Here is a 22633-nt window from a genome sequence, read left to right as displayed (position 1 = left end):
TTCTTATTTTAAATTCCCACTTCTTACTTTGGTCTTACCTGGGTTACTTTTTCCCCTTCTGATTTTCGGGTGCTGGCCCGCTTAAAATATTTTAATTGATGCCCAGGAGGCTTTTCAGCTTGCGGGCTTGGTTGCGGCTCACCGGCACCTCGCTCTGCTGCTTGTCGGCCATTATCAGGGTGTAGGTGCCGTTGAAGAAGGGAACGATTTCCCGCACCCTGGTCAGGTTGACGATATAACAGCGGTGGCAGCGGAAGAAAACCCGGGGATCCAGGCGGTTTTCCAGTTCTTTGAGGGTAAAACGGGTTAGGTATTGTTCATTTAATGTTTTTAAATAAACATTATCCCCCTGGGTACAGGCATAGATCAGGTCGTTTTGATCCAGGAGGATGGTCTTGCCATCCTTTTCTACCGGTAGGCGGTTGAGGCGGCCCTTGCCGTCGCTGCCGGGACCTGCTTCAGGAGTTGCCGGCTGCTGCTGGCGCTGTTCCACCAGGCGGCGGACTTTATCAATAGCCTGGCGCAGGCGTTTTTCATCGAAGGGCTTTAAAAGGTAATCGACGGCGTTGACTTCAAAGGCCTGCAGGGCGTACTCCTCATAGGCCGTGACAAAGATAATGAAGGGCGGGTTGGGTCGCTTTTGAATAGCCCGGGAGAGTTCCAGGCCGTTCATCCCGGGCATATTGATATCCATGAAAAGCACCGTGTAATCAAGGGCGCTGACGAGATTCAAAGCCTCCCGGGCATTGGTCGCTTCTCCCACTACTTCCACATCTTTGAACTCCTGGAGCATAAAGCGCAGTTCCTGCCGGGCCGGGTATTCGTCATCGACAATCAGGGCTTTAAGCTTCATTAACCAGCAACTCCTTTGCTGAGGCGTCTTTTACAACTGCCGGCCGGATAACGGGCACCCGCAGGAAAACTGTCGTGCCGTTAGCGTTGCTATCCAGGCGCAAACCGTAATCGGGGCCGTAAAGGTTTTGGAAGCGCAGGTTGACGTTACTTAAACCGACACCGTTACCAGACCCGTATCCTGGCTGGAGAACCAGGGGGATTTTCTCAGGCGGGATACCGACACCGTCATCCTTTACGGTTAAATGGAGCTCATTACCTGCCAGACGCCCGGATATTTTGATCATCCCGGGCCCCTCTTTGGGCAACAGGCCGTGGTTGATGGCGTTTTCTACCAGCGGCTGCAGGCTGAGGACGGGAATGTGATAATCCAACAATTCTACCGGTACGTCCTGGAAGTAGCGGAATTTGCTACCGAAACGGGCCTTTTCCAGGACCAGGTAGGTACGGACACATTCCAGCTCTTCCCGCAAAGTTGTCAGGCTACCGCGGCGGTTTAAGGTGCGGCGGAAGAGGCTGGCCAGGCGGATCAGCAAGCGGCGGGCCCGCTCCGGGTCGGTACGGCTGAAGCTGATAATGGTATTCAGGGTATTAAAGAAGAAGTGGGGGTTGATCTGGGCGTTCAATGCTTCCAGCCGGGCTTCCGTCAGGAGCTGGCGCTGGCGGTCCAGCTCGGCCAGCTCGATTTGCAGGCTCAAAAGATCGGCCAGGCCAATGGCCAGGCGGATGATCTGGGGCGGGAAGACCCCTTCCCGGGTCTGGTAGAGCTTTAAAGCGCCGACAATTTCCTCCCGGCATTTTAAAGGAACGATAACGGCTGCTTTTAAAGGGCAGTTACAGCCCATATTATACCTGGGGCAGCAGAGCCCCTGGGGGGTATGCACCACCTTCAACTTGCCCGTGGCGATGACTTCTTTCGTGGCTTCCGTTAAGATCCGGTCACCGGCCCGGTGCTGGTCGCAGCCTACCCCCAGGAAGGTCAGGACGTGTTCGCGGTCGGTGATGGCTATGGCCGGGACTTCGGTGATATTCTGGATGATTTCGGCCGTCTTGGCGGCCGTTGCTTCATTTAACCCCCCGCGTAATACCGGCAGAGTCTCATGGGCAATCTGCAGGGTAGAAGCGAAAATACCTTCCGTCCCGCCGATCTCATCCTCTTCTTCCACCGGAGACTGGGTTAATGAGCAAGGGGGCCCCTGGAAAGCTTTTAAAGCCCCTAACCCCAGGGCGTTTGATCCCCCGAAGGCCAGGAAGGCCAGGAAGGGTGAAGCCTGGAAAAGGATGATTGCGGCTATGGTTTCTACCAGGGTCAAAGCAATAAACAGGAGGTAAAATATATAATTCATGGCCATTTCTCCCATCTGCTGGCAAGAAAATTAAGAAAGCAGGTACTAATCCTTGTTAATTCCATGCTACAACGAACTGGCTTCTTTGTCAATCAGGGACATCTATAACTGCACTGCCCCAAATATAAAAGGAGAACCCTTCTGTTCACGGGCTCTCCCTTCTCGATGTGGAACCGGCTTTAGCAGCTAGTTCCTCCGAGCTTCCGACCGCCGACTTCCTGCCTCTGACCTGGGGACTACGCTTCCTCGGCGTAAGCGGCTTTCAGTTTGGCTACCGTTGCCGGGTCGGCCAGGGTGGAGGTGTCCCCCAGGGCGCGGCCTTCGGCAATATCCCTCAGGAGGCGGCGCATGATTTTACCGCTCCTGGTTTTGGGCAATTCGGCGGTGAAAAAAATTGCTTCCGGCCTGGCCAGGGCGCCGATCTTTTGTACCACATGTTCCTTCAGTTCCTGGGCCAGGCGGGGAGTAGCCTCGACGCCGTCCTTGACCGTGACGAAGGCCACTATGGCCTGCCCCTTGATTTCATGCTCCCGGCTGATGACGGCCGCTTCGGCAACATCAGGGTGATCCACCAGGGCGCTTTCCACTTCCATGGTGCCGATGCGGTGGCCGGAGACGTTAATGACGTCATCCACCCGGCCCAGGAGCCAGAAGTAGCCGTCTTCATCTACGCGGGCGCCGTCGCCGGTAAAGTAATAGCCAGGGATGCGGTTCCAGTACTGGTTGACATAGCGTTCGGGGTCGTTGAAGATGGTGCGCATCATGGCCGGCCAGGGTTTTTTAATGACCAGGTAGCCGCCTTTACCTGGTGGTACCGGTTCGCCCCGGTCGTCGACTACCGCTGCTTCTACCCCCGGGAAGGGTCGGAAGGCTGAGCCGGGTTTCAAGGGGGTCAAGCCCGGCAGGGGGGTGATGAGGATCATCCCGGTTTCCGTCTGCCACCAGGTATCGACAATGGGGCAGCGGCGGTGGCCGATATAGTTGTAGTACCACATCCAGGCCTCGGGGTTAATGGGCTCACCGACTGTTCCCAGTAGCCTCAGGGAGGAGAGGTCGTGCCGGGCCGGGTAGGCCGGGCCGGCGCGCATAAAGGAGCGGATGGCCGTGGGAGCGGTATAAAAAATGGTAACACCGTATTTTTCAATAATCTGCCAGTAACGGTCCGGCTGGGGGTAGTCGGGGCTGCCCTCATACATGAGAACGGTGGCCCCGTTGGCCAGAGGACCGTAGACGACGTAGCTGTGGCCGGTAATCCAGCCGATATCGGCAGTACACCAGTAGACGTCTTCATCTTTAAGGTCGAAGACGTAACGGGAGGTAGTGGTTACGCCTACCAGGTAACCGGCAGTGGTATGGACAACTCCCTTTGGTTTACCGGTGGTGCCACTTGTATGCAGGATAAAGAGAGGATCTTCAGCCTCCATATGTTCCGGCGGGGTATAGAGAGGAGCGGCGGCCATGAGTTCATGCCACCAGAGGTCCCGGCCCGGCTGCATATTTACCCTTTCCCCGGTGCGTTTGGTAACGATGACTTTCTCGATAGTAGGGGTCTCGGCCAGGGCGGTATCGGCGTGTTCCTTTAAAGCAACTACCCTGCCTTTACGGAAGCCGCCATCGGCGGTGATCAGCACTTTGGCGCCTATATCATTAATCCGGTCCCGCAGGGCGGCAGCGCTGAAACCTCCGAAAACCACGTTGTGGACAGCGCCAATGCGGGTGCAGGCCAGCATGGCAATTGGCAGCTCCGGGATCATGGGTAAATAGATGGTTACCCGGTCATTCCGCCTGACCCCCAGGGAACGTAAGCACGCTGCGAACTTGTTGACTTCCCGGTAGAGGTCGCGGTAGGTAAGGACGACAGAATCCCCCGGTTCCCCTTCCCAGATAAGGGCCGCCTTATTGCGGCGCCAGGTTTCCAGGTGCCGGTCCAGGCAGTTGTACGAAACGTTAAGGGTGCCCCCGTTAAACCACCAGGCCAGGGGATATTCCCACTCCAGCACCCGGTCCCAGGGCCGGAACCAGTGGAGTTGAGCAGCTTCCCTGGCCCAGAATTTTTCCATATCTTCGCCTTCCTTATATATTCCGGCGTCCCTGGCATTGGCTACAGCGGCAAAGGCCGGCGGGGGAGGGAAAGTGCGGTTTTCTTTTAACAGCGCTTCGATGGTCCTGGTGTCTTTACTCATGGTTTTCACTCCCTTCCTGTGTTTCTATCTTAAGCGGGAAAGCAAGAAAAATAAAGGCTTTGGGCGCCAAAGGTCGTCTCGCCGGTCTTAGTGGTAGGCAAAGAGGTTTAAGCAGCTTTGGGAAAAAAGGGGCAAAATTTGCAGGAGGTTTTTCACCATTATTGCCGAATAAAGCAAAAGGGAATTAAGCAGCAGTAAAATGGTTAGGATGGGACTATGGCAAGCCTTGGCATTGACATTATTGAAATTGAGCGCCTGGAAAGGGCTTTAAAGCGCCACCCGCGTTTGTTAGCCAGGTTATTTACGGCAGCGGAACAGGAGTACTGTAGCAGCCGGCACCGTCCCGGGGCTTCCCTGGCCGCGCGTTTTGCCGCCAAAGAGGCAGTAATGAAGGCCCTGGGGGTGGGATTGGGTAGTTGTTCCTTCCGGGACATTGAGATTAGCCGGGAAGAGGGCGGGCGGCCCCGGGTAGTGCTCTATGGCCGGGCCGGGGAACTGGCCCGCGAGGTGGGAGCTGGCACCATAATCGTTAGCCTGTCCCACTGCCGGGCTTATGCCGCGGCAGTAGCCCTGGCTTTGAAAGACTAGTCCCGCGGGGCTGGCGCCCCAACCACGAAACCATGAAAATTAAGGGCTGGCTTTAGTTTGGAGCGGACGAAAACAAAGTCGGCCCGCGCAGAAGCTATTTTGAAAGAGGGATGAGCCATGTACCTGGTAACGGCCGCGGAAATGGGGCAGCTGGACCGCCTGGCTTCCAGCGAGTACCTGGTGCCCAGCATTGTGCTCATGGAAAATGCGGGCTTGAGGGTAGTGGAATCCATCCGGCGCCATTTTCAAGACCGGGTGAAGAACCGCCGGGTGTTAATCTTCTGCGGCAAAGGTAATAACGGTGGCGACGGCCTGGTGGTGGCCCGCCATCTTTTAAACCAGGGGGCGGAGGTCAAGGTCTTCCTCCTGGCCCGGCCGGAAGACCTGCGCGGCGATGCCCGCACCAATTTAGAGATATACCAAAAAATGGGTGGCCGTATCTTCCCCCTCCTGGGGGAAAGCCACCTCCAGCGGGCTGACATCGCCCTCCTTTATGCCGACCTGGTGGTAGACGCCATTTTTGGTACCGGTTTTAAGGGAGCGGCCATGGGCTTACCGGCAGCCGTCATTACCATGATCAATAAAGCCCACCGGGATACAGTGGCCGTTGACCTGCCCTCCGGCCTGGAAGCCGATACCGGCCGGGCCTTTGGCCCCTGCATTCAGGCTACCTGGACCGTAACCTTTGCCCTGCCCAAACTGGGCCTGGTCGTCGAGCCGGGGGCGAGCTACACCGGCCGCCTGGAGGTGGCCGACATAGGCATCCCCCAGAAACTCATTGACAGCCAGCGCTTTAACCTGCACCTGCTGACGCCGGCCTGGTGCCGTTCTCGCTTGCCCAAACGGGAGGCCAGCGGTCACAAGGGCCTTTACGGCCATGTCCTGGCCGTGGGAGGTGCACCGGGCCTGACCGGGGCCATTGCCTTAGCGGCCACGGCCGCTTTAAGGGCCGGGGCCGGCCTGGTAACGGCGGCCGTACCCCGCGGTGTCCACGGGATCCTGGAAATGAAGACGACGGAAGTCATGACCTGTCCCTTGCCGGAAACACCTGGCGGATACTTAAGCCGAGAGGCCCTGGACCCCATCCTGGAACGCCTGGCGGCGTGTGACGTCCTGGCCCTTGGTCCCGGCCTTTCCCGGGACCCGGCAACTGTGGAACTGGTAAAGGAACTCCTTCCCCGCCTTAAAGCTCCGGCGGTGGTCGACGCCGATGCTCTCAATGCCCTGGCAACGGATACCGGCATCCTTACCGGGAACCACGGTCCCCTGGTCCTGACACCCCACCCGGGGGAAATGGCCCGCTTGGTGGGGACAACGGCAGCCAGAGTCCAGGAAGACCGCCTGGAGATAGCCAGGAAGTACGCCCGGGAATGGCAGGTGATCCTCCTCCTTAAAGGCGCCCGGACCATCATCGCCTGGCCTGACGGGCAGGCCTACATTAATCCTACCGGGAATCCCGGCATGGCTACCGCCGGCAGCGGTGATGTCCTGACGGGGATTATAGCCGGCTTTATGGCCCAGGGGCTGGAGCCCGGGGTGGCTGCGGCCCTGGGGGCCTTCTTGCATGGAGCGGCCGGGGACGAGGCGCGGGCTAGCCTGGGCCAGCATGCTCTCCTGGCGGGAGATTTGTTAAACTTTTTACCAGCGGTTTTCCGCAATTTGGAGGTGGAGGCTGGTGTCACGGCCAGTTTGGGCCGAGATTGATTTGGATGCGATCGCCCACAATGTCCGCGCCATTAAAAAAATACTGGCCCCCCAAACAGAGATCATGGCTATTGTTAAGGCCAACGCTTACGGCCACGGGGCCGTACCGGTAGCCAGGACGGCCCTGGCCAGCGGGGCCACCTGGCTGGGAGTGGCCACGCTCGATGAAGCCCTGGCTTTACGGGAGGATGGGATTACAGCCCCTCTGCTTATTTTAGGCTATACCCCGGCCGAAGATGCCAGCCGGGTGGTGGCCGCGGACCTCTCCCAGACGGTCTTCAGCCTGGAACAGGCCCGGGCCCTGGATGCAGCCGCCGCTGCTGCTGGTACCCGGGCGCGGCTGCATTTAAAAATTGATACCGGCATGGGACGGCTGGGTTTTTTGCCCGGCCAGGCCGTAGCGGCGGCTCTGGCCATAGCCGGATTGCCCCACGTCCGGCTGGAAGGCATATTTACCCATTTTGCCGCTGCCGATGCAGCCGATAAAACCTATACCAGGCGGCAACTGGCCCTGTTTCAAAGGGTAATTACCGACCTGGAGCAACATGGTATAACCTTCCCCTGGCGCCATGCGGCCAACAGCGGGGCCATTATCGACCTGCCAGAAACCCATTTCAACCTGGTGCGGGCGGGCATTATCCTTTATGGCCATTATCCTTCCCTGGAGGTCCGGAGGGAGCGTCTGGCTCTACGACCGGCCATGACCTTGAAGACCAGGGTCGTCCTGGTGAAGGAGGTGCCGGCCGGGACGTATATTAGCTACGGCTGCACCTACTGTACGCCTGCCCCCGCCAGGGTAGCGACTTTGCCGGTGGGCTACGCTGACGGCTACTCGCGCCTCCTTTCCAACCGGGCGGAAGTATTAATCCGGGGCCGGCGGGCGCCGGTCATTGGCCGGGTCTGCATGGACCAGTGTATGATAGACGTCACGGCTATACCAGAAGCCCGCGCCGGTGATGAAGTTGTCCTTTTCGGCCGCCAGGGAGAGCAGCTTTTACCGGTGGAGGAAGTAGCTGCCTGGATGGGAACGATCAACTATGAGATCCTTTGCCTGATTTCCGGGAGGGTACCGCGGGTATATAAGCAAAGTTAAAAAATGGCCACTAAAATGATTTCTCCCGGCCTTGCGCTGGTAATCCTTTACCGCTATAATTGGTTATATCATGACAGCAATATTATTTGAAAAGTTTAGTTGCCTCTCCATCTCTAACTTCTCATTTCTCACATCCAATATAGGGGGTGCCTTTTCTTGCCGGGTGTCAAGCGGATCATGATCAGTCTACCGGAAAGCCTCCTGGCCGAGGTTGACGGCCTGGCGACCCTGGAAAGGCGTAATAGGAGTGAATTTATTCGCGAAGCCATGAAACTATATATTACCGAGCGTAAACGCCGCAATATCCGGGAGCAAATGAAACGGGGCTACCAGGAAATGGCGTCAATCAATCTGGCCCTTGCGGTGGAAAACTATGATGTAGAAAATGAAGCCCAGAGATACTACGATGACAGGCTGGCGGAGTGTAAATAAAATGTTGGTTCGTCGTGGAGACGTCTTTTATGCCCATTTAAATCCGGTGGTCGGTTCCGAACAAGGAGGAACCCGGCCGGTACTCATCATCCAGAATGACATTGGCAATCAGTACAGCCCTACCACCATTGTCGCCGCTATCACTTCCCAGATTGCTAAGGCCAAACTACCTACCCACGTGGAAATCAGCGCTGCCAGGAGCGGCCTAGAACGGGATTCGGTTATCCTCCTGGAACAAATCCGCACCATTGATAAAAGCCGCCTCAAGCAAAAGGTAGCTGTCCTTGATGAAGAAACCCTGGAGAAGGTCAACCGGGCTATTGAAATCAGCCTGGGTTTGATAGAGCTATAGTTTGGGGAGAGGAAGTTACGGGGGAAGATTTATGGCTGCGCCGAGAATAGGGGTTACTTGTGACCTGGAGCGTGACCGAGAACGCGTTTTTTTACGGGCGGCCTACCTCCAGGCTATTACTGCCGCCGGGGGCTTGCCGGTGCTCTTACCGCCGGTAAACCCGGAACTGGCGGCAGGTTACCTGGCAATAATCGATGGCTTGCTTTTAACGGGTGGCGGGGATATTGAGCCATCTTTTTTTAACGCCCGGCCGGAAGCCACGCTGTATAAAGTCCTGCCGGAACGGGATGTCTTTGAGCTGGCCCTTACCCGTGCCGCCCTGGCGGCGGGAATGCCCATCCTCGCCATTTGCCGGGGCATCCAGGTACTTAATGTAGCTGCCGGGGGTGACCTGTACCAGGATATCAAAAGCGAAGTTCCAGGTGCCTTGGAACACAACCAGGCCGGGCCTAGAGAGCAACCCTGCCATGATATGAAGGTTATACCAGGCACCAGGCTGGCGGGAATTTTCGGGCCTACGGCGCGGGTCAACAGCCTGCACCATCAGGCAGTCCGCCGGGTGGGTAAGGGTTTAAGGGTCAGTGCCGTGGCACCTGATGGCCTGATCGAGGCCCTGGAAGGTGAGGGGGAGGTAGCGGTAATTGGCGTCCAGTGGCACCCTGAGGATTTATTTTGTTACGACCGGCGGCAAAAAGAGCTGTTTGAAAATTTTGTCGAACAAGCCCGGGGCAATAACATCTAACACATTATTTTCCATAGTTGCAGGAAATAGGTCATTACCTGTCGAATAAATTAATAATAGGGGAAGTAATTTTCCATGTAAGCCGGAGGATGCATAGGCCTTGCCAAGGATACTCATTGTTGATGACCAGCACGGAGTGCGTACCTTATTGCAGCTTGCTTTTCAGGAAGAAGGCTACCAGGTTGCTACGGCCGTTAACGGGCGGGATGCCCTGCGCCAGGTAGAGCGCTGGCGGCCGGATGTAGTGGTGATGGATGTCAGGATGCCCATCATGGGCGGGCTGGAAGCCCTGCCGCGGATCAAGGCCCTGGCCCCGCATACAGCAGTAATTATCATGTCGGCTTACGTTGATGCAGCGACGCTACCGGAAGTCTGGCACCTGGGGGCCAGTGATTTTATCTACAAGCCCTTTGACCTGGAAGAATTAAAAGCCAGGGTGAGGACACTCTTACCCGGGGAAGAACCGGATTGCAGGAAATTGGCACCGTAATAACGAAGTATAAAAGCCGCCTGCGTATTACGGCAGGTGGCTTTTAGACTTCCTGGAGGAGGACAAAATTATGGCTCCATGGGACCTGTACGTCATTATTACTACCAACCTGGGCGGGGGCCGGCCAACCCTGGAACTGGTGCGCCAAGCCCTGGCCGGCGGGGCGACAGCCATTCAGCTGCGGGAGAAAGACCTGCCGGCCCGGGAACAGGTAGAGCTGGGCCGGGAGATCCGGCAGCTTACCCGTGCTGCGGGGGCTACCTTTATCGTTAACGACCGCCTGGATGTAGCCCTGGCCGTAGAGGCCGACGGCGTACATATCGGCCAGGAGGATTTGCCGGCCAAGGTAGCCCGGGAGCTTTTGGGCCCGGGAAAAATCCTGGGGGTATCAACGGGGACGGTACTTGAGGCCCGGCAGGCAGTTGTGGATGGTGCGGATTACCTGGGAGTTGGCAGCATCTACGCTACTAGAAGTAAAGAAGATGCCGGCGAGCCCATCGGCCTGGCGGGATTAAAGGCCATCCGGGCTGCAGTCACTGTGCCACTTGTCGCCATAGGCGGCATCAATAGCAACAACGCTGCTGAGGTTATTGCGGCTGGAGCCGACGGCGTGGCCGTCGTCTCGGCAGTTATCGGTGCCCCGGACGTGGCCGCTGCCGCCCGGGAATTGCTGGCCGCCGTGAGGCGGGCCCGGCACTAGCGTATATAGATGCTGTGCGGCAGTGCCAGGCCAGCCAGGAATAGTAATTACGTGGCAGGATTATCGCCGGAAAGATAGAAGTAAGGTATTGGGTGTTGCTTGATGGACTTGGAAGCCCTGCGACAGAAGGCCCTGGCTTGCCGGGGATGCAGCTTAAGGCAGGGGGCCAGGCAGGTGGTTTTTGGTGAGGGGAACCCCCGGGCCGGCTTAATGCTGGTGGGGGAGGGCCCGGGGGCCCAGGAGGACGAACTGGGGCGACCCTTTGTCGGCCCTGCCGGAGAGCTTCTCGACCGCATCCTGGTTGCTGCTGGCTTTAAACGGGAAGAATTATATATAACCAATGTCGTTAAATGCCGGCCGCCGGGTAACCGCCAGCCAGATGCCTCCGAAGTGCAGGCCTGCCGGCCAATCCTGGAGGCTCAGATTAAACTTATTAAGCCTAAAATTATCGTCTGCCTGGGGGCTGTGGCCACCCGGACTTTAATTGCCCCCGGGGCCAGCATCACCCGGTTGCGGGGCCGGTGGATTGCCAGGGATGGTATTCGTTACCTGCCCACCTTTCACCCTGCAGCCCTGCTTAGGGATGCTGCAAAAAAACGGCCAGTCTGGGAGGATTTTAAAAGTTTGCGGGACGTTTACCGCGCCTTGCAGGCGGAACAACTGTCCCTGGAGTTTGAGCAGTGAACGGGCGAGACTCGCAATAGAATGACTGAATGGTGACTGCTGTGCAAATACGGTTAAAGGATGCCGGGGCTACCAGGGAGCTGGGCCGGGTCCTGGGCAGGCTTTTAGGTCCGGGAGATGTTGTTATCCTCACCGGGGAACTGGGAGCCGGCAAGACCACCCTGGCCCAGGGCCTGGCTCAAGGCCTGGGGGTGAGCGGTACGGTTACCAGTCCCACCTTTACCCTGATCCAGGAACACCAGGGCCGCCTTCCCTTTTATCATATTGATGTGTACCGCCTGGAAGACCCGGAGGCTGCCCTGGAATTGGGGCTGGAGGAATATTTTTACGGCCAGGGAGTGACGCTGGTTGAGTGGGGGGAGCGCCTAGGGGAACTTTTACCCCCGGAGTACCTGGAGGTTTGCCTGGAGTATGATGCCACGGCAGGCCGCCGCGCCACCCTGACGGCCAGGGGGCAGCGTTATGCCCGTATCCTGGAGGAGTTGAAACAAATTGCTGGTCCTGGGGCTTGACAGTGCCACCCAGGTTGCCGGGGTGGCTTTAATCGATGGCGACCGGCTGGTAGCCGAATTGTTTTTCAATACCCGCAAAAACCACTCCCAGCGCCTGTTACCCATGATCGCTACCTTGCTCCGTGAGGCCGGGGTGAAACTTGCCGATCTTGACGGCCTGGCCGTGGCCCTGGGGCCGGGGTCCTTTACAGGCTTACGCATTGGCCTGGCTACAGTCAAAGGCCTGGCCCACGCGGCGCAAAAACCGGTGGCCGGTATCCCCACCCTGGATGGCCTGGCCTGGAACGCCTGGGAGGTACCGGGGCTGGTTTGTCCGGTGCTCTATGCGCGCCGCCAGGAGGTATATACGGCCCTTTACCGCTGGCAGGAGGGAGAATTATGCCGTTTAACGCCATATCAGGCCCTGGATCCTTACTCGCTGGTCGACTCATTAAAATCCTCCACTATGCCGGTCTACTTTTTAGGCGATGGGGTAGCACCCTACTGGGAAGTATGGCAGCAGCTGGGCACCAGGGCCCGCTTTCTTCCCTCCACCAGCACCTTGCCGCGGGCGGCGCAGATAGCCAGGTTGGGGCGGGAACGCCTCCTGGCCGGGAAGGAGGACGACCTTTTCCAGTTAAAGCCACTTTACCTCCGCCCGTCACCGGCGGAGAGGCAGGCCCAGTTGAAGTGCAAATCCTGCCCATGACCAGCGAATACCTGGACGGGGTGCTGGCCATTGAAAGGGTTTCCTTTCCTACCCCCTGGACGCGCCACTCCTTCTTAAATGAGATATATAACAACAATTTCGCCTATTATTATGTAGCCCTGGCCGGCCGGCAGGTTATCGGCTATGCCGGGATGTGGATTATCCTTGATGAAGCCCATATTACCAATGTGGCCGTTCACCCCCACTACCGCGGCCGGCACCTGGGGGAGCTGCTCCTCAAGGTCCTGATGCAGGAGGCCGTGCGTCTGGGCGCCGACAGGATGACCCTGGAGGTAAGGGTTTCCAACCGGCCGGCCCAGCGCCTTTATGAACGCCTTGGCTTCTTCCGCGCCGGGGTACGTAAAGGTTATTATAACGATAATCGCGAAGACGCCATCATTATGTGGAAACATTTCTTTGAGGAGAATGGCCTTGGAACCAGCAACTACTATTCTGGCCATTGAAACTTCCTGTGACGAGACGGCGGCAGCCATCGTTATTAATGGTACTGAGGTACGGGCCAATATCATTGCTTCCCAGATTGCCACCCACCGTCGCTTTGGCGGGGTAGTGCCGGAGATTGCCTCCCGCCGCCATATGGAAAATATCGTCCCGGTAGTGGCCGAAGCCATGGCCACCGCCGGCCTTTCCTTCACCGGCCTGGATGCCGTGGCGGTTACGTATGGGCCCGGCCTGGTGGGGGCTTTGCTGGTGGGCCTGGCCTACGCTAAAAGCCTGGCCTATGCCCTGGATAAACCCCTCATCGGTGTCCACCACCTGCTGGGCCACATCTATGCCGGCTTTTTGCAGTACCCCCATTTACCCCTGCCGGCCGCCTGCCTGGTGGTATCTGGCGGCCATACCAGCCTGGTGTACCTGGAAAGCCATACCTGCCGGCGCATCCTGGGGGCTACCCGGGACGACGCCGCCGGGGAAGCCTTTGACAAAGTGGCCCGGGTACTGGGCCTGCCCTACCCGGGTGGCCCTGAGCTAGAAAAGCTGGCCCGGGAAGGCAATCCCCGGGCTATCAATTTCCCCCGGGCCTGGCTGGAAGAAGGTAGCCTGGACTTTAGCTTCAGCGGCCTGAAGTCAGCGGTAATCAATTACCTCCACCATGCCCGGCAAACCGGTACGGAGGTTAACCTAGCCGATGTAGCGGCCAGCTTCCAGGCTGCGGTGGTCGAGGTCCTGGTAACGAAGACCATCCAGGCAGCCAGGCGCATGGCTACCCGTTCCATCCTCCTTGCCGGGGGTGTGGCGGCCAATAGCTCTTTACGCCAGGAGCTGGCGGCGGCAGGACGGGAGGCAGGTCTGCCCGTGTTTTGTCCGTCACCTGCCTTATGCACCGATAATGCCGCCATGATAGCCTGCGCCGCCTACTACCAGTACCTGCGCCGGGATTTTGCCCCCCTGGATTTAAACGCTATCCCCGATTTACCCCTTATTAATTAAGAGTCTCGCCAGTTTGGGGGCAAAAACCTAGTAAAATTCAGGTTGGACTGTATTTGATAAATAAGGAAGTCTAAAATAAACCAGCTAAAAACTTAGTGATTTCAAGGCTTCGGGAAATAGTCCGTTAGCAAATGAAATCAAATGTCCGGGAAATAACTCTAGGGAAATTCCTGGTGGTAGGCAGAGCGAAGAACCTCTGCCGCTGACTGGGGCTCTAAAGTGGTTTTAAAAAGAGCCAGGCTCAAGATATATATCCCTTAGTGTCCGGCCAGGAAGACGTGAGCATAATTCCCGGCAAGCGGCCGCACGGCTCCGGCAAATTATAATAAAAAGGCCCGCCCCGGTGGATAAGGCGGGCTTTTTCCTGAACTTACGGCCAGCCAAAAATCACTGCTCCAATTGTTTCTTCAGGGCGTTTATCTCTTCCGGGGCAAGCCCTGTGGCTTTGATGATTGTATCAATGTCGACGTTAAGCAAAAGCAGGTTCCGGGCCACTTCCCGTTTCCCTTCCAATTTCCCTTCCAACTTTCCTTCCAACTTTCCTTCCAGCTTTCCTTCTAACTTTCCTTGCAATAAAATCTCTTGCCTCATTTCATCCAGAGCTATTTCCAGGTTGCTAATCATCTGTTCCACCTCCCAGGGTTTGTTGGCATCCAGGATGCAATCAACTTTTGCCTGTATGCCGGTTGGCATTTTAGGTTTGATAACGTGCCTCAGCCAGGTTGTTATATGACGGAACTCTTCGGGCGTCATGGTCTTTATTGCTCCCGCTAGTTTTTGGAGGCGTATCATCAGTTTTTCCGGTTTGGCTTTTTGGTCCAGTAAAAATATGCTAGCGATTACATTGGCAGCTTTGACGAGTTCTTCTTCGCTGTAACGGTTGACGTCAAACAGCAGGTAGCGGAAGTCCAGCAGATGCCCGCTGAAATTCTGGTAACCGTCTAGCATTTCTTTGAAGGATAGTTCCGCCGTCCAGTTATTAGCCCCGTTATAGAGCACTGCCGGTATGATGGGCGGCAGGCGGAAATTTTTGCTCTCCCGTTCGCCCTGTGGGGTGTTGTTGTAGATTTCCCGCCAGATTTCAACCATATATAGCAAAAGGCGGAAGGGCATCAGATAGTCTACCGTTGACTGCAGCTCCAGCAGGATGTAAAAGATGACGTTTTTATCCCTGGTCTTGAGCCGGTAGACGACATCGGCTTCTTTCTCGCTGAAATCCTGAAGGACGTAGGATTTATTCACCAGGATAAGGTCGTTTTCGTCGATGGCCGCCACCCATTCTTCCCGGACGAAGGTCTTTAAGAGTTCCAGGAAAACTCTCTTGTCGGCCAGGAGCTGCCGGTAACCCTTGTCGTGGGGGTGGTGGGGAAACCGTGGTTGCCCTTTATTTTCCGGCAAGGGATCACCTTCTTCTTGATACCATTATACCATATTTTTGGAGCAGGGGGAGAGTTTTTGGAAAGCCGGCGGTCCTCGGTAAGCCGGTAAGATAGAGGTCCAGGGAGCTTGCCCCGTGACCCCGAAACCAAGAAGCGGCGGCAGAAATGGGTGACGCACAGTCAGCCAAGGAATATAGATACTTTTCAATTTTTTGGCTGGCCCTGGACTGGCATGAGAATAATTTTTATGACCAAAAGCGTTTTCCGAGGTTTAAAGGTATCCACGATTTACCCCTTTATTAACAGCTTCCTGGGACCGTCCTGGGACCTTTTTGGGACCTGAACGGCTGTTTTTGTGGATGATTTAGCCTGTGGATAATGTGTATAAATCTGTGACTAACCGGGAATTAAGGCCTCCCTTGCTGTGGATAAATTTGAAATCATTCCGGCCCTAAGTTAATCACAGAATGTGGATAACTGGCTGAAAGGCTTGATTTTCAAGGTATTAACATGTGGAAAGGTTGTGGATACAGGCTGGGACGGTGTTTTTATTAAGAAGTCCTGGGACTGTTTTCTTAGAGTCAGGGAAGGAATCTGGCGCTTTTATGTCTAATATCTAAAGGCCAGCTTGCCGGGCCGGGGGTGTAACCTTGAAAAAGCAGTTAAGGCAGCAGATTCTAGCCAGGCGTAACGACCTGGCAGCAACAGTCAGGGAAGCTAAAAGCGAGATTATCGTTAAAAAAGTCCTGGAACTACCTGCCTGGCAGCAGGCCGGCATAATTATGAGTTATGTCTCCTTTGGCAGTGAAGTGGCTACCCCGCCCCTGATTAAAGCGGCCCTGGCCGGGAGAAAACGGGTGGCCGTTCCCTTATGCGTGCGGGAAGAGCGGCGTCTTATTGCTTCGGAAGTCCTGGCTTTCCCGGTCGATTTGGAGCCCGGCACCTGGGGTATCCTGGAACCCAAACCGGAAAGCTTACGCCCCCTGGCACCAGAAATGATCGACTTGGTCATAGTACCAGGGGTGGCCTTTGACAGGGGCGGCAACCGCCTGGGTTACGGCGCCGGCTATTATGACCGTTTCCTGGCATTCTTAAGGCCCGGGGCCAGAACCATTGCCCTGGCTTTTGCCGAGCAAATTGTCCCTGACGTTTATCCCGAGCCCCATGATCGGCCGGTGGATATGGTTATCACCGATGCGGAAATTATTGAGCCCTGAGGATATGTAGGGCTGGCGGCCGGTGCGAGTAACACTCCCCGAAAGGAAGGAAACTGGTGCGCAACTGGACCTGGCTTGTTTTCCTGGTTCTTTTTCTCCTGGCCATGGGTAGCGGGCGCCTGCAGCAACAGCCGCAGGTTGCCGGCAATATTCCTGGTAACTTGAGTATGACCCCGGTAGATAATGATACTCAGGAATGGCAGGAGCTAGTAAATACTTATGATGGTTTCAGTTTAAACTATCCTGTCGGCTGGCAGCAGGAGATTATCCCGGGGGTAGCAACCATCCTGGCCAAACCCGCTTACGCCAAATTATCTATCTTCGCCCAACCCTTAGGGAAAATCAGTGCCGAGGAATACGTCCTTTACAGCAACCGCAGCCTCCAGGAGGGGTGGGGCAGCATTAAGCTCCAGGGCCAGAAGCAGTTAAATATCCGGGGCTACCATACCTGGCGGTTTGAGTGGACGCGGCAGCAACTGGACGCCGGGGATTTAAACTATTACTTCGAGTATGACCTGGTCGCCGGCAAAACTGTCTATACTTTTATGCTCAAAAGCAACCAGGCCAATTTTACGGCCGCAGCGCGGGATTTAAACCGGATTATCCAGACCTTTAAACCCCTGCCGCCGCAAGGTGTACCTGCCCTGCCGGCAGCCCCGCCGGTACAGCGGGATATCGCAATCGAAGGCCGGCGTCACCGCCTGGTGATCCCGGCAGATAAAACCCTGTGGGGCATCCTTAACCCCCACAAGCTGGGGCGCTTGGAGTATTTTACCAAGCTCTTGCCCCTGGAAAAAGAGCTGGACTTTAAATTTCAATTTCTCATTACTTATGCCGCCTTTGATACCCGCTTCAACTTTGAAGAATTAAAGAAAATCTACGATGATAACCGCGTGCTGATGGTTGCCCTCCAGCCCTGGTGGTACGGCAAAAAGGATGATACCTCCCTCATCGACCTCATCCAGGGCAAGTATGACCATATTTTGCGGGAATGGGCGCGGCAGTTTAAAGCCCTGGAGGACCCTGTTTTCGTCCGTTTTGGCAACGAAATGAACGGCGACTGGTCCACCTGGTCGGCCTGGTACTACGGCAAGGATACGGATATTTTTAAAATGGCCTGGGAGCGTGTCTATCGCCTCTTCAAGGCGGAGGGAGCGAATAACGTCCTTTTTGTCTTTAACCCCCACGACCGCTCCTTTCCCAATTTTAAATGGAATAATTACCTGCTCTATTACCCGGGGGATCAAACCGTCGACTGGATCGGCCTGACGGGCTACAACAACGGCACCAGCCATGCCGCCGACGTCTGGCGCGGGTTTAATGAAATCTATGAGCCCCTGTACCGCGAGTATATGTATTATTTCGGGAAGAAACCCTTCATGATTACCGAGTTCTCCAGCAACGAAGTGGGCGGCGACAAGGCGGCCTGGATCCGGGAATGTTTCCGGAGCCTAGCGACACGCTACCCCAATATAAAGATTGCCGTGTGGTTTAACCAGGTGGACGGCAAGTGGCTTTACAACCTGGATTCTTCGCCCCGGAGCCTGGCGGCCTACAAGGAAGGCCTGCAGGATCCCCACTACCGGTTCCAGGCGGTGGTCCCGCGGTAGGCAGGCTTTGTTTGCGTTCGTTCCATTTCTAAATTGTCTAGTAGCGGGACCTAAAATAGCCCCAATAAAAGGTGTGGAACTTAATTAATGCTGGGCAAAAGGAAATTGTTTCTTTTTTTGAGCTTCATTTTGCTTTTAGCGGCCCTGATGGGGTGGCGCCTCTGGCCAGGTCGGGTAGCTGCTTTTGAGCGGGCCAGGTATTATTTAACAATATGGCGGGCCTGGGCCGGGCAGGTAGTTGCCCAACAGGCACCCGACCCGGCTACTTTCCCGCCGGCGCCGCCGCCGGTTGCCGGGGCGAGTTACGACGTACTAGTGGTAGGTGGGCAGCCGGAAGGAGTGGCTGCGGCTATCTCTGCCGCCCGCCAGGGGGCGAAGGTCCTGCTGGTGGAAAGGCGCGACGGCCTGGGCGGCCTCTTTACTTACGGCTGGCTGAACTTTATTGACATGAATTACGGGCCGAAACACGAACTGCTGACACGCGGTACTTTTCTTGATTTCTACCGCCAGGTAGGAGGCAGCATTTTTGATGTCGCCGAGGCTAAAAAGGTCTTCCTGGACATGGTTGAACGTTACCCCAACCTGGCTTTAAGCCTGAATACTGCTTTTAAAGCGCCCATCCTGGAAGGCAATAAACTGGTGGGCATCAGAGCCGTCAAGGACGGCCAGGAAATGGCTTTCTACGCCGGCCGGATCATCGACGCCACCCAGGATGCCGATGTTGCCGCTGCGGCCGGCGTTCCTTATACGGTAGGCGCCGAGGACATGGGCGAGAAAGACCGGCGCCAGGCTGTGACCCTGGTCTTTCACCTGGGGGGAATCGACTGGGCGGCCCTGGAGCAGGCCGTCAAAGGAGGCCGGATCAAAGACGCTAAGATATCCGACCGAGCTGCCTGGGGCTTTGCCAGCATTGGCGCGGCGTACCAGCCCTCCACCTCGCGCTTGCGGCTGCGGGGCTTAAATATCGGCCGCCAGAATGACGGCACCATCCTCATTAACGCCCTGCAGATCTTTGGTGTCGATGGACTGAGCGAGGCTGCCAAAACTGAAGCCATGGAACTGGCCCGGAAAGAACTGCCGGCTATTACTGACTTCTTGCGCTCCCGGCTGCCCGGTTTTGCCGGGGCCAGGCTCCTGGGGGCGGCGCCGGAACTCTACGTCCGGGAAACCCGCCACATCAAGGCCCTTTACCAGCTGGACCTGAATGACGTCCTCTTTAACCGCTATTTCCCCGATGCCATTGCCCTGGGGTCCTACCCGGTGGATGTCCAGGCGACTTCACCCCAGGATACGGGTTACGTCTATGGCCGGCCGGAAGTCTACAGCATCCCCTTCCGTTCCCTGGTACCCCAGGGGGTTGACAACCTCCTGGTAGTTGGGCGCTCGGCCGGCTATACCCACCTGGCTGCCGGCAGCGCCCGGGTGGTACCCATCGGCATGGCAACCGGCGACGCTGCCGGAGTGGCAGCCGCTTATTCCCTGCAGGTTAATAAGAATTTCCGGGAGCTGGCGGCCAGCTCCCGGGATATCAAGGCTATCCAGGATCTCCTGGTGAAGGCCGGCGCTTACCTGAAGGACTACCACATCAAAAACCCCTTGAGCGATCACTGGGCCTTTGTGGGCCTGCAGTTCGTCAACCGCTGGGGCCTGATTGTCGCCGGTTATAATAACGACTGGAAGCTGGATGACCCGGTCAACCAGGCAAGCTTTTACTATATGACGGCCAATGCCTTAAAAAGGGCAGCCGGCCGGGGTGATCTGGTTGCTGCCAGGGCAGCGGCCTTAGAGCCATATCTCGAACGGAAACCTTTAACGCGGGGGGCAGCCGCCTTTCTCCTCCTTACCTACCTGGGCGAGGATACGGCAGCTTTAGACCCGGCGGCAGCCGTGGCCCGGGCCGGGGCAAAGGGCCTCCTGCCCCTGGATAAAACGGGAAGCGATCCCCAGGGGATAGTAACCGGGGCGGAAGCTTACTACGCCACCGAGAAGCTCTGCGCCCTGGTGGCAATGGAGAACCGCAGGGAAGATAAGTAGACCTTTGAGATTAGACATTTACAGGTATTTTTTGGTATAATACAGGAAAGGAGGGTCGGCATTTATGCATGAAGTAGTACAGTCTATGGCTAAACGTATCGTAGAGAAATTCCATCCCCAAAAAGTAATCGTTTTTGGTTCATGGGCAAGGGGAGAAGCTGGTCCGGACAGCGATGTAGACTTTTTGATTGTTATGGATTGCAGTCGTGAACAAAAACGGGCTATGCAAGTAGCCATTAGAAAAGAGCTACGTGAATTTAAAGTCCCGAAAGATATTATAGTTGCCAATCTAGAGGACATCAGCAAGTATAAAGACGCCTGGTGGACTGTTTACCACCCCGCCCTCAAAGAAGGGTTGGTGCTCTATGAACACTGAGGAAAGGGAACAGGAAGCATTAAGATGGCTGGATAAAGCAAGAAGGGACTTGCGTGTGGCCAGGATGGCCTTCAACGACGAGGAGGAGCCCGAATTTGGTTTGGCCTGCTACCTGTCACAGCAGTGCGCTGAAAAAAGCTTGAAAGCCCTTCTAATCCGGTTGGGGATCAAGTTTGCATATAAACATGACTTGAGTTATCTAGTTGAACTTTTACCCCCAGAAGACCAGACTGCGTTTTCTGAAATGGAACTGGAGTGGTTGGCCGATTGGGTAACCGAAGGACGTTACCCGGGTGATACACTAGAGGCAACTAACGATGAAGCCCAAAAAGCAATTGCGATGGCGGAAGATATATACAATAAGATATTCGCTAAAATGATTAACTAAAGGTCAGGGACCATCTACGCTCAATGCGTTTTAATTCCTGCTTGCCTCCTATTTATGGTTATGCTACAATAAACATAACCTCATATACCTCCGAGCCAGTGGGCCTAAGGTTTTAAGGCTATGGCCGCTGGCCTCCTGCCTGCTTGCCAGGCAGCGACGGGGTAGGCGGGGAAACCTGCCTGCCTCCCGGAATGGGAAAGGAGTTTTTAGTAACTTCAGGCACCCTTCCGGGTGCCTATACATTTTTAGGTAACATTTTTCCGAAAAAGGAATAAAGCCCGGCCATAATAAATCAACGCGAATAGAGCATGAAACTTTTTGGAGGGGGAATTTTCATGGTTGACCGGGAAGCCGTCCGGGCAGCAGTAAAAGAAGCGGCTGCTGACCATGGTGGCAAGCTGCCCTGCGCGGTGGCCCAGGAAGTGGCCCGCCGTTTGCAGGTGCCCATGCGTGAGGTGGGACAGGCTGCCGACGATTTGCAGATCAAGATTATCCAGTGCCAGCTGGGGTGTTTCGAGTAGCAGGGGGATATGGATGGAACTCTTTCGGGTGGTAACTTTAGCAGAAGCGCGCCGGCTGCTGGCCCGCTACTGGCCCTTGCCGGGACGGCAGGAAGTGATTTTACCCCTGCTCGCTGCCCTGGGGCGGGAACTGGCCCGGCCGGTGGCGGCGAAGGACGACGTTCCCGGTTTTACCCGCGCCACCATGGACGGTTATGCCGTCCGGGCGGCCGATACCTTTGGCGCCCGGGAAAGCCAGCCAGTGATTTTGAACCTGGTAGGAGAGGTGCCCATGGGGCAACCGGCTGCAGTTGCCGTTGGCCCCGGCGAAGCGGTGGCCGTGGCTACGGGAAGTATGATGCCCCCAGGGGCTGATGCTGTGGTTATGGTGGAAAACACGGAAGTCCTCGCGGAGGGCCGGGTCGCCGTTTTTAAACCCGTGGCCCCGGGGCAGGACCTGGTGCGGCAGGGTGCCGACGTCCGCGCCGGTACCACCGTCCTGCCTGCCGGCCATACTTTGCGGCCCCAGGACCTGGGAGTGCTGGCCAGCCTGGGGGTAACCCGGGTGACTGTATATGAGCCCTGGCGGGTGGGCATCCTGGCTACCGGCAATGAAATCGTCCCTCCCGAGGCTGACCCCGGACCCGGCCAGGTAAGAGATATTAATTCCTACACCCTGGCCGGACTGGTCCAGGAGTGCGGTGGCAAGGTTACCCTCTACGGTATTGCCCCCGATGACCTGGAGAGCCTGACAGCCATAGTTAAAACCGCCCTGGCGGAGAACCACCTGGTGCTCCTTTCCGGCGGCAGTTCCGTCGGCACCCGCGATTTAACCGTCCAGGTCCTGGCTGGCCTGGGACAGCCGGGTATCCTCTTTCACGGTGTGGCCATCCGCCCGGGTAAGCCCACCGTTGCGGCAGTGGCCGGCGATAAGATGATCCTGGGCCTGCCGGGCCATCCCGTTTCAGCCATGGTTGTTTTCAGTATCTTAATTGAACCCTTGCTGCGCTACGGGAGCTACGACCATCCGGCCGGGAGGAGGACGGTGGAGGCGATCTTAAGCCGGACAGTTACTTCTATTCCCGGCCGGGAGGACTATATCCGCGTTCGCCTGGAAGCAGGCCCGGGTGGGTTCCTGGCCGTACCGGTACCGGGAGGATCGAGTATGATCTCATCCATGGTCCAGGCCGACGGCCTGGTAACCATTCCCCTGGAGGAAGAGGGCCTGGAAGCCGGTACGAGGGTAGAGGTTAAATTATTTTAAGTGTTACTTTATTATACCATAGTTCATAAAACGGAGAGAAAGCGGCG

24 protein-coding genes and 1 riboswitch are annotated in these 22633 nt (G+C 56.5%); of the genes, 20 read left to right on the top strand and 4 right to left on the bottom strand.

Going from position 1 to position 22633, the window contains the following annotated elements; translation table 11 throughout:
- Nucleotides 1–91 precede the first annotated feature (91 nt).
- From MOST_RS06775 to acs, 3 genes are all read right to left on the bottom strand, one after another.
- A complete protein-coding gene (locus tag MOST_RS06775; protein ID WP_054938118.1) occupies nucleotides 92–853 on the bottom strand; it encodes a LytR/AlgR family response regulator transcription factor in 762 nt (253 codons plus the stop codon).
- Complete coding sequence (locus tag MOST_RS06770; RefSeq protein ID WP_054938213.1) at nucleotides 843–2198, bottom strand: histidine kinase; 1356 nt, start codon at nucleotides 2196–2198, stop codon at nucleotides 843–845. The genes MOST_RS06775 and MOST_RS06770 overlap by 11 nt, the downstream gene beginning before the upstream one ends.
- 236 nt (nucleotides 2199–2434) lie before the next feature.
- Nucleotides 2435–4381, bottom strand: coding sequence for an acetate--CoA ligase (acs, locus tag MOST_RS06765; RefSeq protein WP_054938117.1), 1947 nt, complete (start codon nucleotides 4379–4381; stop codon nucleotides 2435–2437).
- Nucleotides 4382–4597: 216 nt separating this feature from the next.
- Between acs and acpS the strand changes: the two genes are divergently transcribed.
- The 13 genes from acpS to tsaD all read left to right on the top strand — a co-directional run bounded on the left by acpS (nucleotide 4598) and on the right by tsaD (nucleotide 13818).
- Nucleotides 4598–4969, top strand: a complete 372-nt coding sequence (gene acpS, locus MOST_RS06760; protein ID WP_054938116.1) for a holo-ACP synthase — start codon at nucleotides 4598–4600, stop codon at nucleotides 4967–4969.
- Nucleotides 4970–5086: 117 nt separating this feature from the next.
- Nucleotides 5087–6673: an NAD(P)H-hydrate dehydratase gene (locus MOST_RS06755; RefSeq protein WP_054938115.1), complete on the top strand. Its 1587-nt coding sequence runs from the start codon at nucleotides 5087–5089 to the stop codon at nucleotides 6671–6673.
- The gene (alr, locus tag MOST_RS06750) at nucleotides 6645–7766 is read left to right on the top strand and encodes an alanine racemase (protein WP_054938114.1); all 1122 of its coding nucleotides are present in this window, start codon (nucleotides 6645–6647) and stop codon (nucleotides 7764–7766) included. Before MOST_RS06755 ends, alr begins: the two co-directional genes overlap by 29 nt.
- 156 nt (nucleotides 7767–7922) lie before the next feature.
- Complete coding sequence (locus tag MOST_RS06745; RefSeq protein WP_106007067.1) at nucleotides 7923–8198, top strand: CopG family ribbon-helix-helix protein; 276 nt, start codon at nucleotides 7923–7925, stop codon at nucleotides 8196–8198.
- 1 nt (nucleotide 8199) lies between these two features.
- On the top strand, nucleotides 8200–8550 hold the full coding sequence (locus tag MOST_RS06740) for a type II toxin-antitoxin system PemK/MazF family toxin (protein WP_054938113.1): 351 nt from the start codon (nucleotides 8200–8202) through the stop codon (nucleotides 8548–8550).
- Between the two features lie 31 nt (nucleotides 8551–8581).
- Nucleotides 8582–9292, top strand: coding sequence for a gamma-glutamyl-gamma-aminobutyrate hydrolase family protein (locus MOST_RS06735; protein WP_054938112.1), 711 nt, complete (start codon nucleotides 8582–8584; stop codon nucleotides 9290–9292).
- A 100-nt stretch (nucleotides 9293–9392) separates the two neighbouring features.
- On the top strand, nucleotides 9393–9782 hold the full coding sequence (locus MOST_RS06730) for a response regulator (RefSeq protein WP_054938111.1): 390 nt from the start codon (nucleotides 9393–9395) through the stop codon (nucleotides 9780–9782).
- A gap of 70 nt (nucleotides 9783–9852) precedes the next feature.
- Nucleotides 9853–10482: a thiamine phosphate synthase gene (gene thiE, locus MOST_RS06725; RefSeq protein WP_054938110.1), complete on the top strand. Its 630-nt coding sequence runs from the start codon at nucleotides 9853–9855 to the stop codon at nucleotides 10480–10482.
- 102 nt (nucleotides 10483–10584) lie between these two features.
- On the top strand, nucleotides 10585–11166 hold the full coding sequence (locus MOST_RS06720; RefSeq protein ID WP_054938109.1) for a uracil-DNA glycosylase: 582 nt from the start codon (nucleotides 10585–10587) through the stop codon (nucleotides 11164–11166).
- Nucleotides 11167–11198: 32 nt separating this feature from the next.
- Nucleotides 11199–11678, top strand: a complete 480-nt coding sequence (gene tsaE / locus MOST_RS06715; RefSeq protein WP_244267254.1) for a tRNA (adenosine(37)-N6)-threonylcarbamoyltransferase complex ATPase subunit type 1 TsaE — start codon at nucleotides 11199–11201, stop codon at nucleotides 11676–11678.
- On the top strand, nucleotides 11659–12366 hold the full coding sequence (gene tsaB / locus MOST_RS06710; RefSeq protein ID WP_054938107.1) for a tRNA (adenosine(37)-N6)-threonylcarbamoyltransferase complex dimerization subunit type 1 TsaB: 708 nt from the start codon (nucleotides 11659–11661) through the stop codon (nucleotides 12364–12366). The genes tsaE and tsaB overlap by 20 nt, the downstream gene beginning before the upstream one ends.
- The gene (gene rimI, locus MOST_RS06705; RefSeq protein WP_054938211.1) at nucleotides 12363–12830 is read left to right on the top strand and encodes a ribosomal protein S18-alanine N-acetyltransferase; all 468 of its coding nucleotides are present in this window, start codon (nucleotides 12363–12365) and stop codon (nucleotides 12828–12830) included. Before tsaB ends, rimI begins: the two co-directional genes overlap by 4 nt.
- Nucleotides 12799–13818: a tRNA (adenosine(37)-N6)-threonylcarbamoyltransferase complex transferase subunit TsaD gene (gene tsaD / locus MOST_RS06700; RefSeq protein WP_422879875.1), complete on the top strand. Its 1020-nt coding sequence runs from the start codon at nucleotides 12799–12801 to the stop codon at nucleotides 13816–13818. The genes rimI and tsaD overlap by 32 nt, the downstream gene beginning before the upstream one ends.
- 387 nt (nucleotides 13819–14205) lie before the next feature.
- Here the strand turns inward: tsaD and MOST_RS06695 are convergent, their stop codons facing one another.
- Nucleotides 14206–15216 carry an Rpn family recombination-promoting nuclease/putative transposase gene (locus MOST_RS06695; RefSeq protein WP_054938105.1) on the bottom strand — a complete coding sequence of 337 codons (1011 nt, stop codon included), beginning with the start codon at nucleotides 15214–15216 and terminating at the stop codon, nucleotides 14206–14208.
- A 631-nt stretch (nucleotides 15217–15847) separates the two neighbouring features.
- On the opposite strand from MOST_RS06695, the gene MOST_RS06690 reads away from it, so the two are divergent.
- The 7 genes from MOST_RS06690 (at nucleotide 15848) to MOST_RS06660 (ending at nucleotide 22586) form a co-directional block, all read left to right on the top strand.
- On the top strand, nucleotides 15848–16414 hold the full coding sequence (locus MOST_RS06690; RefSeq protein WP_054938104.1) for a 5-formyltetrahydrofolate cyclo-ligase: 567 nt from the start codon (nucleotides 15848–15850) through the stop codon (nucleotides 16412–16414).
- A gap of 56 nt (nucleotides 16415–16470) precedes the next feature.
- Complete coding sequence (locus tag MOST_RS06685) at nucleotides 16471–18024, top strand: glycoside hydrolase family 26 protein (RefSeq protein WP_054938103.1); 1554 nt, start codon at nucleotides 16471–16473, stop codon at nucleotides 18022–18024.
- A 117-nt stretch (nucleotides 18025–18141) separates the two neighbouring features.
- Complete coding sequence (locus MOST_RS06680) at nucleotides 18142–20058, top strand: FAD-dependent oxidoreductase (protein ID WP_244267251.1); 1917 nt, start codon at nucleotides 18142–18144, stop codon at nucleotides 20056–20058.
- A gap of 64 nt (nucleotides 20059–20122) precedes the next feature.
- Nucleotides 20123–20434 (top strand): nucleotidyltransferase domain-containing protein, encoded by a 312-nt coding sequence (locus MOST_RS06675; RefSeq protein ID WP_054938101.1) that lies wholly within the window; start codon nucleotides 20123–20125, stop codon nucleotides 20432–20434.
- Nucleotides 20424–20822, top strand: coding sequence for a HEPN domain-containing protein (locus MOST_RS06670; protein ID WP_054938100.1), 399 nt, complete (start codon nucleotides 20424–20426; stop codon nucleotides 20820–20822). The genes MOST_RS06675 and MOST_RS06670 overlap by 11 nt, the downstream gene beginning before the upstream one ends.
- Nucleotides 20823–20898: 76 nt before the next feature.
- Nucleotides 20899–21041: riboswitch (molybdenum cofactor riboswitch) on the top strand.
- 116 nt (nucleotides 21042–21157) lie between these two features.
- Nucleotides 21158–21343 carry a hypothetical protein gene (locus MOST_RS06665; protein WP_054938099.1) on the top strand — a complete coding sequence of 62 codons (186 nt, stop codon included), beginning with the start codon at nucleotides 21158–21160 and terminating at the stop codon, nucleotides 21341–21343.
- 13 nt (nucleotides 21344–21356) lie between these two features.
- Nucleotides 21357–22586 (top strand): molybdopterin molybdotransferase MoeA, encoded by a 1230-nt coding sequence (locus tag MOST_RS06660; protein WP_054938098.1) that lies wholly within the window; start codon nucleotides 21357–21359, stop codon nucleotides 22584–22586.
- Nucleotides 22587–22633: the final 47 nt, after the last annotated feature.

Source organism: Neomoorella stamsii, from assembly GCF_002995805.1.
Classification (GTDB): Bacteria; Bacillota; DSM-521; order Neomoorellales; family Neomoorellaceae; genus Neomoorella; species Neomoorella stamsii.
Note: the sequence above shows the minus strand (reverse complement) of the source record. Positions and strands in the feature narration are given on the sequence as shown.